This is a genomic window from Streptomyces sp. LZ34 (assembly GCF_053890475.1).
Map to the genome: position 1 here is coordinate 7,286,039 of NZ_CM132680.1, position 12,530 is coordinate 7,298,568.

A 12,530-nucleotide genomic window follows, 5' to 3' on the forward strand; every position below is an offset into this window, starting at 1 on the left:
CTCCGGGGCCGGTGGCGGGCCGTGCACCCGACCAGGTAATGATGGAGCCATGACGAACGACGGGGGACGGGCGAACGAGCCCACCAGCTACGAGCTGCGGCCACCGAACGCTCCGGCCGCGCCCGCGCCGCCTCCACCCGCGCCGGTGCCGTCCCCGCACACCCCGCACACCCCGCACACCCCGCACACCCCGCACACCCCGCACACCCCGCACGAGCCGACGCAGTTCGACGGCCGGGTCACCCCTGAGCAGCCCGCCTCCGGGCAGCCCGACCCCCGTACGGCTCCGCCCTCGGCCGCCGCCCACGACCCCAACATCGGCCGGGTCATCGGCGGCCGCTACCGCCTCGACTCCCGCCTGGGACACGGCGGCATGGGCACGGTCTGGAAGGCACACGACCAGGTCGTCGACCGCGATGTCGCGGTCAAGGAGCCGCGGGTGCCCGACACCCTGCCGGAGGGTGAGCGACAGAAGGTCTACCAGCGGATGCAGCGCGAAGCGCGCGCCGCGGCCCGGATCGACCACCCCTCGGTCGTCTCGGTGTACGACGTGGTGATCGAGGACGGTCGGCCCTGGCTGGTGATGGAGCTGGTGCGCGGCGACTCGCTCGCCGACCGGCTGGCCGAGGGCACGCTGGACCCGCGCGAGGCGGCCCGTATCGGCGTCGCGGTGCTGGGCGCGCTGACGGCCGCCCACGAGGCCGGGGTGCTGCACCGCGACGTCAAGCCGGACAACGTCCTGCTGGGCCGGAACGACCGGGTGGTGCTGACCGACTTCGGCATCGCGCAGGTCGAGGGCGAGCAGGGGCTGACGGAGACCGGCGCGTTCGTCGGCTCCCCCGAATTCATCGCGCCCGAGCGGGTGCTGGGCCAGCGGCCCGGGCCCGAGTCGGACCTGTGGTCGCTGGGCGTCGTGCTGTACGCGGCGGTCGAGGGCATGTCCCCGTTCCGCCGCTCGCACGCCCCCGCCACCCTCCAGGCCATCCTCTCCGCCGAGCCGCAGACGCCCGCGCGCGGCTCGGGCGCGCTCGGCACGCTCATCATGCAGCTGCTGCGCAAGGACTCGGCGGCGCGGCCGACGGCGGCCGAGGCGCGGCAGGCGCTGGAGGAGGTGGCGCGGCCCCCGCAGCCGGTGCCGACGATGCTGACGACCAGACTGTACGGCCAGGCCGGGGCCGGGGCCGTGGCCGAAGGAGGGGCCGAGGCCGGGGCCGGGGCGGCGCAGAGTGCGGGCAGCCGCTTCGTACCGCCCATCCTGCACAAGAACCGCAAGGCGCAGCTGGGTCTTGGCGGTGTGGTGCTGGTGGTGGCCGCCGCGCTGGTGCTGATCCTGCTGAAGCCGTTCGCGAGCGAGGGCAGCGGCATTCCCGCCGGGTGGACGGTCCGGGACGAGCGCGAGGTGGTCGCCGCGTCGCTGGCCGTACCCGAGAACTACAAGCGGGTACTGGACGACACCGACGAGAACAACCAGGCCGTCACCTTCAAGGATCCCAGCGGCGTCTACACCATCTATCTCCTCCGGGCCCTCAAGGACGGCGAGGCGGACGTCACCGGGCTCGCGGACGCGGTCAAGCAGGTGATCGCATACCGCGAGAGCAGTGGGCAGACCGACTACGCGGACGCGGAGAGCAAGCAGGAGAAGTCCTCCCAGCAGGGCCAGCCGGCGGCGGACGTGAACACCACCTACCGCCCCTTCTCCAGCAACCGCGACGACTACATCCCCTATCTCGAGCGCACCCACATCTACGTCGGCACCGACAAGACGCAGTGGCAGCTGAGCGTGATCATGCCCGCCGAGGGGGAGGCCCGTAAGACCGGGAACAAGCTCTATGAGGACGTCGTGAAGCACCTGGAGATCCAGGGCCTCAAGAAAGCCGCGGAATAGAGTTACCGTCGGGTAGTCAAACCGGCCGGGCCGGGCCTACCCTCGCCCCCATGACGGACTCGCAGGACAGCGCACAGCCCACGCAGGACGCCCCGCAGGAGGCCGCACCCGACGCCGCGCCCGAGGCCGGACCTGACGCCGGACAGGAGACCGGACAGGGCACCGCAGCGGCCCCCGCCGACGGCAACCCGGTCGCCCCCGCGGGCGCCCGCACTGCTTCCCACGTCGTCACCCCCGAGCTGATCGCCCGGCTCTCGCGCGGCGTGGTGGGCAGCTCCAGCACCACCAGCCACACCCCCTTCACCGGGGAGGTCGTGGCCGAACTGCCCGAGTCCACCCCCGAGGACGTCGCCGAGGCATACGAGCGGGCGCGTACGGCGCAGCGGGCGTGGGCCCGTACCCCCGTGCGCCGACGCGCCGCCGTGCTGCTGCGCTTCCACGACCTGGTCATGCGCCGCCAGTCCGAGGTGCTGGACCTGATCCAGGTGGAGACGGGCAAGACCCGGCTGCACGCCCATGAGGAGGTGCAGGAGGTCTGCCTCACCGCCCGCCACTACGGGCGCAAGGCCCCCGCCTACCTGGGCGCCCGCCGCCACACCGGCGCCGTTCCCGTCCTCACCAAGGTCACCGAGCTGCGCCAGCCCAAGGGCGTCATTGGCCTGATCTCCCCCTGGAACTACCCCCTCGCGCTCTCCGCCGGCGACTCGCTCCCCGCCTTCGTCGCGGGCAACGCGATCGTGATGAAGCCGGACACCGAGACCGCGCTGACCGCCCTGTGGGCCCGTGAGCTGCTGATCGAGGCCGGGCTGCCGGAGGGCGTGTGGCAGATCGTCCTCGGGGAGGGCCCGGTCGTCGGCCCCGCCGTCGTCCAGCACGCCGACTACGTGTCCTTCACCGGCTCCACCCGCACCGGCCGCGAGGTCGCCCAGCGCGCGGCGGCCCGGCTGATCGGCTGCTCCCTGGAACTGGGTGGCAAGAACGCCATGTTGGTACTGCGGGACGCCGACCTCGACAAGGCCGCCGACGGCTCGGTGCGCGCCTGCTTCTCCTCCGCCGGGCAGCTGTGCGAGTCCATCGAGCGCCTCTACGTCCATACGTCGGTCGCCGACGCCTTCCTGGAGCGGTTCGTCGCCCGGACGAAGGCGATGCGCCTGGGCACGGCCCTCGCGTACGGGGCCGAGATGGGTTCCCTCGCGGGCGAGCGCCAGTTGGAGACCGTCGTACGCCATGTCGACGAGGCCCGGGAGAAGGGCGCGAAGGTGCTCACCGGTGGCCGCGCCCGGCCCGACATCGGCCCGTACTTCTACGAGCCGACCATCCTCGACGGGGTCGAGCCGCCGATGGCGGTGTGCGCCGAGGAGACCTTCGGCCCGGTCGTCTCCATCTACCGCTTCACCGACGAGGACGAGGCGGTCGAGCGCGCCAACGCCACCCCGTACGGCCTCAACGCCAGCGTCTGGACGAAGGACGGGCGGCGCGGCCGCGCGGTCGCCGCCCAGCTGCAGGCCGGCACGGTCAACGTCAACGAGGGCTACGGCGCGGCGTACGGCAGCGTCCGGGCGCCGCTGGGCGGGATGGGCGACTCCGGCCTCGGGCGCCGCCACGGCTCGGAGGGGATCCTCAAGTTCACCGAGGCGCAGACGGTGGCGCACCAGCGGCTGCTGCCGCTCGGCCCGGCCTTCGGCATGACGGACGAGAAGTACGCGGCGTTCATGACCCGCAGCCTGCGCGCGATGAAGGCGCTGCGCCTGCGCTGACCGGCGTACGGCGAGGGAGCGGGAGGTACTGCTGTGGACGAGGCGTACGACACGTACGACACGTACGACACGTACGACTACGACGTCATCGTCGTCGGCTCGGGCTTCGGCGGCTCGGTGACGGCCCTGCGCCTGACCGAGAAGGGGTACCGCGTCGGCGTCCTGGAGGCGGGCCGCCGCTTCACCCCCGAGACCCTGCCGAAGAACTCCTGGCACCTCCGCGACTACCTGTGGGCCCCCGCCCTCGGCTGCTACGGCATCCAGCGCATCCACGTCCTGGGCAAGGTGATGGTGCTGGCGGGCGCCGGGGTCGGGGGCGGCTCGCTCAACTACGCCAACACCCTCTACGTACCGCCCGAGCCCTTCTTCCGGGACGCGCAGTGGGGCGCCATCACCGACTGGCGGGCGGAGCTCGCCCCGTACTACGACCAGGCGCGGCGGATGCTCGGCGCGCGCCTGAACAGGACCATGACCCCCTCCGACGAGCACCTCAAGGCCGCGGCCGAGCGGATGGGGGTGGGCGAGAGCTTCCATATGGCGCCGGTGGGGGTCTTCTTCGGGGACGGCGACGACGCGGACGGGACGGCGACGGCGGCGCCTGGAGAGCGCGTCCCCGACCCGTACTTCGGCGGCGCGGGCCCGTCCCGCAGGGCCTGCACCGAGTGCGGCGAGTGCATGACCGGCTGCCGGCACGGCGCGAAGAACACCCTCAACGAGAACTACCTCCACCTCGCCGAGCGGGCCGGCGCCGTCGTCCACCCCATGACGACCGTCGTGGCCGTCGGCGAGGACCGGCGGGGCGGCTACCGGGTCACCACCGTCCCCACCGACCGGCGCCGCAAGGCCCGGCCGCGCGCGCTGCGCGCCCGCCAGGTCGTGCTGGCCGCCGGGACGTACGGCACCCAGACGCTGCTGCACACCATGCGGGACAAGGGCCTGCTGCCCCGGATCCCGGACCGGCTCGGCATGCTCACCCGCACCAACTCCGAGGCCCTGGTCGGCGCGCAGACCACGGACCGCCGCTACCGCAAGGTCCGGCCGGGGCGGGGGCGGGCCGACTTCACCCGTGGCGTGGCGATCACCTCCTCCATCCACCCCGACGACACCACCCACATCGAGCCCGTCCGCTACGGCAAGGGCTCCAACGCGATGGGGCTGCTGTCCGTCCTGCAGATCCCGGAGGGCGGCCGCCTGCCCCGCTGGCTGCGGTTCCTGGGGAACCACCTCAGGCACCCGGTGCTCGTGGTGCGCTCGATGTCCACCCGGCGCTGGTCGGAGCGCACCATCATCGGCCTGGTCATGCAGACCCACGACAACTCGCTCACCACCTACCGCAAGCCGAAGGGGATCGGGAAGGGCCTGCTGACCGCCCGGCAGGGCCACGGCGAACCCAACCCGGACCACATCCCCGAGGGCGCGCAGGCCGCCCGCCACCTCGCCGAGTCCATCAACGGATTCCCGGGCAGCAACGTCGGCGAGCTGATGGGCACCCCGCTCACCGCGCACTTCCTCGGCGGCTGCCCGATCGGCGCGGACCCCGGGCACGGTGTGATCGACCCGTACCACCGGCTGTACGGGCACCCGGGCATCCACGTCGTGGACGGGGCGGCGGTCTCCGCGAACCTGGGCGTCAACCCGTCCCTGACGATCACGGCCCAGGCGGAGCGCGCCATGTCCCTGTGGCCCAACAACGGCGAACCGGACCCGCGCCCACCCCAGGGCGAGCCGTACCAGCGCCTGCCCCCGGTGCCGCCCACGTCCCCCGCCGTCCCCGAGGACGCCTTCGGCGCCCTGAAGCTCCCCCTGCTCCCGGTCCCCAAGGTGCCCCCGGCGGCTGACCACTGAGCCGGTGAGCGTGCGAGATGTGAAAATGTCGGCTCGGGCGGGCGGCCGCGGCGACTATGCCCGAGGCCCGTAGGCCAGGCGGCGCAGGACGATCTCGGCGGGGCCGGCCTGCTTGCGCTTGTCGAGCAGGCGGGCGATCAGAACGGTCATGAGCCAGACGGTCACCGCGATGATCAGACCGGTCGCCGTGGGGCTGCCGAAACGGTCGCCGAGGGCGAGCGTGAACGGCGCCAGAAGGACCAGCCAGGCCACCGACTGAAACAGGTATCCCGACAGGGAACGCCGGCCCAGGGCCGAGAGTGCGCCGACGACGGGGCCGGGCCGGTTGACCCGCATGGCGATCAGGCCGAAGACGGCCACGTAACCCGGGCCGGCGAACATGCCGCTGGCGCCGTGGAGCATCATCATCAGGCTGGTGGCCGACTCGTCGACGTGCAGCCATCCGGCGCCGACCAGAGCGGCCGGGAGACCTCCGGCGATGGCGACGCCGAGCCCAAGGGCGGCGGTCCACTTGAGCAGGGACTTGTGGCGGGCCGGTTCCTCGAGGACGCGGCGGCGGGCGGCCCACATGCCCAGCCAGGTGATGATGATGAAGGGCAGGACGGTCAGCGTGTGCATCGGCCATTCGCCGAGGCGACCCAGCATGGACGCGAGGTAGTCGGGCGCGGCGAGGGAGTCGACGTGGCTCGACGGCAGCGGGGCCGACCCGCCCGAACCTCCGATGCCGCTGACCACGACGGCGCCGATGACCAGGACCTCGACCGCCGAGAGCGCCCAGAGCACCAGCGCGGTCCGGTGGAACTTGTCGCCGCGGCGCAGTAGCACCAGGGTCATCACGATCCCGACGATCCCGTAGGCGCCGAGGAAGTCGCCGTAGTACAGCAAGGCGGCGTGCGCGAAGCCGAAGACGACGAGCCACAGGTTGCGGCGTAAAAGCACCGAACGGACCTGCTTCGGCGTGGCGCCGGAGGCGTCCTGGCGGCAGGCGAGTTGGACGAGTCCGTAGCCGAACATCACGGCGAAGACCGGGTACCCGCGGGCGTGGACGAGTTCGAAGAGCACGAAGTTGAGGCCGCGGTCGGCGCCTTCTGGTGTGGTGTCGAGGCCGGGCTCGCCGGCGAAGACGACTCCGGCGGCGTTGGCCAGCGCGATGATCAGCAACATCGCTCCCCGGGCCAGGTCCGGCGCGAGGGCGCGTTCGGCGCGCCGCACCGGCCCTCTCGGTGTCCGCAATGCGGTGTCAGTGCTCAAGTTCGTCCCTCTCCCCGAGATCGCGCGCTTTAGTTTCTCAGAGAAAGTATCACAGGCATACTAAATCCAACAGGCGCACTGGATCTGGCATGATGGGCCTCATCGATCGGGGCGAACGAGGGAGCCATGACCAGCGAGGACTTCATTCCGGCGGCGCTGCGCCGGCTGTGGGGGATCTCGGAGTCCTCACGTCTCGGGCGGCCCGCGGTCCTCGACGTCAATCTGGTCGTCGCCGCGGCGGTGGAGATCGCCGACCGCGACGGGCTCGGCGGCGTGACGCTTCCCAAGGTCGCCAAGAGCCTCGGCTTCACGGGGATGTCGCTTTACCGGTACGTCGGATCCAAGGACGAGCTGCTCACGCTCATGGCCGACTCCGCCCTGGGCGCGCCGCCGGACATGGACACCGACGACTGGCGCGAAGGGCTGTGCGGCTGGGCCTTCGCGCAGCGCGCGGTTTTCCAGCGTCGGCCGTGGCTGACGCGCGTGCCCGCCTCCGGACCACCCTCCGGACCGAACCAGATCGCCTGGATGGAGTCCGCGCTGGCGATCATGTCCCGCACCCGCCTCGACTGGGCGCACAAGGTCGGCGTCCTCATGCTGATCAGCGGCTACGTGGTCCAGTCGGTGCGGCAGTACAGCGAACTCGCCGAGGGCAGGGCCGAGGGCCAGGGGCAGGCCGACGCCGAGCGCGAATACGGTCGCGCGCTGGCGCGGCTCGTCGAGCCCGAGCGCTTCCCCGAGACGGCCCGGCTGTTCTCCTCGACGCTGTTCGAGGCACCGCCGTCGGACACCCCCGACGCGGCGATCGCCGACGCGGACTTCTCGCTCGGGCTGGAGCTGATCCTCGACGGCGTCGCCGTCCGGATCGAGGGCCCCGACTCCTGAGGGGGCGGCATCCCCGGCGACGCTTCGGAGCCCTGAGGCTCCCGGTGCTGCCGGTCCCGAAGGTGCCGCCCGTCGCCGATGGCGTTCACGCCCGTTTGACTTGGAGCGCACTCCAACTCCTAGCGTCTTGGACAGACGGTTCGGAGCACAGGAGTCGCAGCCCAGGAGGCAGCAGCATGACCATCGTTCCCACTCGGCACCTCGGCGAACTGGCGGTCTCCGCGCAGGGGCTGGGATGCATGGGCATGAGCCACGGCTACGGCGCCGCGGACGACGCGCAGTCGATCGCGACGCTGCACCACGCCCTTGACCTCGGAGTGACCTTCTGGGACACCTCCGACTTCTACGGCGGCGGGCACAACGAGGAGCTGATCGGGCGGGCCATCGCCGGGCGTCGCGACGAGGTGGTGCTGGCCACGAAGTTCGGCTTCGCCAACCGGCTGGGCGAGCCCACCCGGATCCGCGGTGACGCCGCCTACGTGCGGGAGGCGTGCGAGGCGTCGCTGCGCCGGCTCGGGGTCGACCACATCGACCTCTACTACCAGCACCGGGTCGATCCTCAGGTGCCGATCGAGGAGACCGTCGGCGCCATGGCCGAACTGGTACGGGCCGGGAAGGTCCGCCACCTCGGGCTGTCCGAGGCCGGTGCGCAGACCATCCGGCGGGCGCACGCGGTGCACCCGATCGCCGCGCTGCAGAGCGAGTGGTCGCTGTGGACCCGCGACCTGGAGGCGGAGATCGCCCCGGTCTGCCGCGAGCTCGGTATCGGCCTGGTCCCGTTCTCCCCGCTCGGGCGCGGCTTCCTGACCGGGCGGTACAGCTCGGTCGAGGGGCTTGCGGAGACCGACATGCGGCGCGGCCAGCCGCGTTTCGCCGACGGCAACCTCGAACGGAACCTGGCGATCGTCGAGAAGCTGAACGAGCTGGCCGCGGCGAAGGGAGTCACCGCCGGCCAGCTCGCCCTGGCCTGGGTGCAGCACCGGGGCGACGACGTGGTGCCGATCCCCGGCACCCGGCGGCAGCGGTACCTGGAGGAGAACCTCGCGGCCCTGGCCGTCGAGCTGTCCACCGAGGACCTCGCCGCCATCGAGGCCGCCGCCCCGGCCGAGCAGATCGCGGGCACCCGCTACGACGCGACCAGCCTCACCTTCGTCAACGGCTGAGACCGCCGCGGGGCCGGGAACGCGCGAAGGGGCCGCCCCGCCCGGGGCGACCCCTTCGACACGGCCCGGCGGCGGTTCAGGCCGCCGCCGTCAAGCCGCCGTCAAAGCGTCAAGGCGTCAAGGCGTCACGCCGCCGCGCCACCGCTGCGGCGACGGCGCACCACGAACACCGCGCCCGCGCCCGCGGCCATCGCGACGCCGCCGATCACGGCGATCGTCGGCAGCGCGGAGGAGGAGCCCGTCTCGGCGAGGCTGCCCTTGGGGTTGATCTTCGTGTCGCCCGCCGGCTTGGGCAGGGGCTTCTTGCCGCCATGCGGCTCCGGCTTGGGCTCGGCCGGCGGGACGTGGCCCGGCTTCGAGCCGGCCGGGAGCACGTCGAACTCGTAGTAGTCGCCGGTCGAGAAGACGCAGTTGCCCTCGTCGTCCGTGTACACGCCGAAGGTGAGCGCGTAGCCGAAGCCGTCACCGAGGGCCTTGGCGGAGACGCTCAGCCGCATGTCGATGGTGACGGTCTCGTGGGCGCGCACGTCGGTGTAGCCGATGTAGCCAGAGGACGGGTCGTTCTCGTCGGTGGAGATCGACGTCCAGACGCCGCTGTCCGGGTCCTTGTACTGAAGCGTCAGGAACTTGCCGGTGCCGTCGGGGTGCTTGGAGTCCGCGGTGCCGGCGAAGACACCGAAGTCCACGCGCTTGAGGGACTTGTCCGAGTCGTTCTCGACCTGGAACTTGAAGCTGTGGAACCCGCTGCCCGCCACGACCTTCGACGGCAGGCCGGTGATGGTGGTGGTGAGGTCGGGGTCCTCGTTCCACGAGCCGTCGTCGTTGCAGTCGTCGCCCGGCGTCGGCTCGTCGGTCGGCTCGGTCGGCGGGGTGGTTGTGGGGGTGTCGGTGGTGGGAGGGGTGGTTGGCGGAGTGGTTGTGGGGGTGTCCGTGGTGGGCGGCGTGGTCGGCGGCTTGGTGTCCGTCGGCTCGTCGGTGGGCGTCGGGTCGGTCGGGGACGGAGTGGTCACCGTGGGGTCGGGGGCCGGGGTGACGCTGGTGGTCGGGTCGGCCGACGGCGTCTCCTCCGCGAAGGCAGCGGGCGCCGCGAGCAGCGCGGCGGGGACTATGGCGGCCGTAACTGCGGCGGTCGCCAGGGCGCGGCGAAGCTTCATGAAGACCTCTTCTGGGTCCGTTCGTGCCGCTGGTGGGGCCAGAGGCACGCATGTGGAAGGCCGTCGCGGTGGGGGCGCGGTCTGGCCGTGCGTTTGCACGTACATGACCAGCCGGGTGGCCGAAAGGTTGCCCCGGAGGTTGCTCACAGAATGGTCACAGAAAAACCCGATCAAAGTCACGGATCTCTGGAGCCGCGTGAAGGCAAACGTGAAGGGAAACGCGAAGGGCCCCGGGGACGTCCGAGCGGGGCGGGCGTCCCCGGGACCCTAGGCGGTCAGCACCGGCGTCAGGGCAGCGCCGGTGCTGAGGGGCGGCGCCGGGGGGAGCGCCGCTGGCTTTGGGGGCCGCCGGCTTTCGGGGTGGTGCGCTTTCGAGCGGTGCGCTTTAGGGGTGGAGCGCGGTGGTGAAGCGGCGATGCAAGGGGGGCGTGCGCCCGCGTGGTCGGACCAATGACGGTAGGGAGGTCCGGGGCGTCTTCCCTCAGTGCATCGTGGTGGATGTGGCGCTTCCGGCGCAACCGTTTCGACCGGATACGGTCGGTCCCAGGCGTCCCCGGGACCGACCGTTCTTTGGGGTGGTGACCGGGCTGCTGTCCCCTGCTGACCGGTCACCTCGCCGAAGCGAGGTCCCACGACGCGCGCCGCCTGAATCACCGCAGGGGGGCACGTCTCATCGCTTCGGCGGATCTGAGCCACGCGTGGATTTTTCCGGGCCGCTCCTGGCTGGCGCGGACACCGGGCTCAACGAAGCGGCTCACGGCCCGGTCACGTGGCGTACGGGTGACGGCGCGTGACGGCCCGAGCCCGGAGAGCGCCCGGAAAGCGCCCGGAAAGTGTCGATGACGAGCCCGTTAGAATCGATGGTCCAGCCCCTGAGAAACACCGCAACCTCCGCCGGAAGGCCGCCGAAGTGCCATCAGCGTCCCCTGCTGCCGCCCCCGACACCGTCCTGGTCGTCGACTTCGGCGCGCAGTACGCCCAGCTCATCGCCCGTCGCGTCCGCGAGGCCCGGGTCTACAGCGAGATCGTCCCGTCCACGATGCCGGTGGCCGAGATGCTCGCCAAGAAGCCGAAGGCGATCATCCTCTCCGGCGGCCCGTCGTCGGTCTACGCCGAGGGCGCCCCCACCGTCGACCGTGCGCTGTTCGAGGCCGGGGTGCCGGTCTTCGGCATGTGCTACGGCTTCCAGCTGATGGCCACCGTGCTCGGCGGCACCGTCGACAACACCGGGGCCCGCGAGTACGGCCGTACGCCGCTGACCGTCACCAAGCCCGGTTCCACGCTCTTCGAGGGCACCCCGGCCGAGCAGACCGTGTGGATGTCGCACGGCGACGCCTGCTCGGCCGCCCCCGAGGGCTTCGCCGTCACCGCCTCCACCGACGTGGTGCCGGTCGCGGCCTTCGAGAACGACGAGAAGAAGCTGTACGGCGTGCAGCACCACCCCGAGGTAATGCACTCCACCCACGGGCAGCAGGTGCTGGAGCACTTCCTCTACCGGGGCGCCGGGATCGAGCCGAGCTGGACCACCACCAATGTGGTGGAGGAGGCCGTCACCGCCATCCGGGAGCAGGTCGGCACCAAACGCGCGATCTGCGGCCTGTCCGGCGGCGTGGACTCCGCCGTCGCCGCCGCCCTCGTGCAGCGGGCCATCGGCGACCAGCTGACCTGCGTGTACGTGGACCACGGCCTGATGCGCAAGGGCGAGTCCGAGCAGGTCGAGAAGGACTTCGTCGCGGCCACCGGCGTCCAGCTGAAGGTCGTCGACGCCGAGGAGCGCTTCCTGACCGCGCTCGCCGGGGTGTCCGACCCCGAGGAGAAGCGGAAGATCATCGGCCGGGAGTTCATCCGGGTCTTCGAGCAGGCCCAGGCCGAGCTGGTCGCCGAGGCGGGCGCCGCGGGCGAGGCCGTGGAGTTCCTGGTGCAGGGCACCCTCTACCCGGACGTGGTGGAGTCCGGCGGCGGCACCGGCACCGCCAACATCAAGTCCCACCACAACGTGGGCGGGCTCCCGGACGACCTCGAGTTCCAGCTGATCGAGCCGCTGCGCCGACTGTTCAAGGACGAGGTGCGGATGGTCGGCCAGGAGCTCGGCCTCCCGGACGAGATCGTCCAGCGCCAGCCCTTCCCGGGCCCGGGCCTGGGCATCCGTATCGTCGGCGAGGTCACCAAGGAGCGCCTGGACCTGCTGCGCGAGGCCGACGCCATCGCGCGCGAGGAGCTGACCGCCGCGGGCCTTGACCGGGACATCTGGCAGTGCCCGGTGGTCCTGCTCGCGGACGTGCGCTCGGTGGGCGTACAGGGCGACGGCCGCACCTACGGCCACCCGATCGTGCTGCGCCCCGTCTCCTCCGAGGACGCGATGACCGCGGACTGGTCGCGGCTGCCGTACGACGTGCTCTCGCGGATCTCGACCCGGATCACCAACGAGGTGGACGAGGTGAACCGCGTGGTCCTGGACATCACCAGCAAGCCGCCGGGCACCATCGAGTGGGAGTGACCCCCCGCTTCCCGTACCCGCGCCGACGCCGTCGCCCGCTTCACCGGGCGGCGGCGTCGCCGTGCTCCGAGCCCTGAAAGGCGGCCGCGGCTC

General features: G+C 71.9%; 8 protein-coding genes. 6 read left to right on the forward strand and 2 right to left on the reverse strand.

What is annotated here, in order from left to right:
• The first annotated feature begins 49 nt into the window (after window positions 1-49).
• From ACWY4P_RS30215 to ACWY4P_RS30225, 3 genes are read left to right on the forward strand one after another with little or no spacing between them, the layout of a single operon-like run.
• Window positions 50-1,885, forward strand: coding sequence for a serine/threonine-protein kinase (locus tag ACWY4P_RS30215; RefSeq protein WP_456203602.1), 1,836 nt, complete (start codon window positions 50-52; stop codon window positions 1,883-1,885).
• Between the two features lie 50 nt (window positions 1,886-1,935).
• Window positions 1,936-3,642 carry a succinic semialdehyde dehydrogenase gene (locus ACWY4P_RS30220; RefSeq protein WP_456203603.1) on the forward strand — a complete coding sequence of 569 codons (1,707 nt, stop codon included), beginning with the start codon at window positions 1,936-1,938 and terminating at the stop codon, window positions 3,640-3,642.
• Window positions 3,643-3,675: 33 nt separating this feature from the next.
• Window positions 3,676-5,487 carry a GMC oxidoreductase gene (locus ACWY4P_RS30225; protein ID WP_456203604.1) on the forward strand — a complete coding sequence of 604 codons (1,812 nt, stop codon included), beginning with the start codon at window positions 3,676-3,678 and terminating at the stop codon, window positions 5,485-5,487.
• 54 nt (window positions 5,488-5,541) lie between these two features.
• Here ACWY4P_RS30225 and ACWY4P_RS30230 read toward each other — a convergent pair whose 3' ends face one another.
• Complete coding sequence (locus tag ACWY4P_RS30230; RefSeq protein WP_456203605.1) at window positions 5,542-6,738, reverse strand: DUF418 domain-containing protein; 1,197 nt, start codon at window positions 6,736-6,738, stop codon at window positions 5,542-5,544.
• A gap of 126 nt (window positions 6,739-6,864) precedes the next feature.
• On the opposite strand from ACWY4P_RS30230, the gene ACWY4P_RS30235 reads away from it, so the two are divergent.
• Both ACWY4P_RS30235 and ACWY4P_RS30240 read left to right on the forward strand, forming a co-directional pair.
• On the forward strand, window positions 6,865-7,623 hold the full coding sequence (locus ACWY4P_RS30235) for a TetR/AcrR family transcriptional regulator (RefSeq protein WP_456203606.1): 759 nt from the start codon (window positions 6,865-6,867) through the stop codon (window positions 7,621-7,623).
• Window positions 7,624-7,799: 176 nt separating this feature from the next.
• Window positions 7,800-8,786, forward strand: a complete 987-nt coding sequence (locus tag ACWY4P_RS30240; protein WP_456203607.1) for an aldo/keto reductase — start codon at window positions 7,800-7,802, stop codon at window positions 8,784-8,786.
• 125 nt (window positions 8,787-8,911) lie between these two features.
• Here ACWY4P_RS30240 and ACWY4P_RS30245 read toward each other — a convergent pair whose 3' ends face one another.
• Window positions 8,912-9,940 (reverse strand): LAETG motif-containing sortase-dependent surface protein, encoded by a 1,029-nt coding sequence (locus tag ACWY4P_RS30245; protein WP_456203608.1) that lies wholly within the window; start codon window positions 9,938-9,940, stop codon window positions 8,912-8,914.
• Between the two features lie 910 nt (window positions 9,941-10,850).
• Here ACWY4P_RS30245 and guaA point away from each other — a divergent pair.
• Entirely contained in the window at window positions 10,851-12,437 is a 1,587-nt protein-coding gene (gene guaA / locus ACWY4P_RS30250) for a glutamine-hydrolyzing GMP synthase (protein WP_456203609.1), read from the forward strand.
• The last annotated feature ends 93 nt before the right edge of the window (window positions 12,438-12,530 follow it).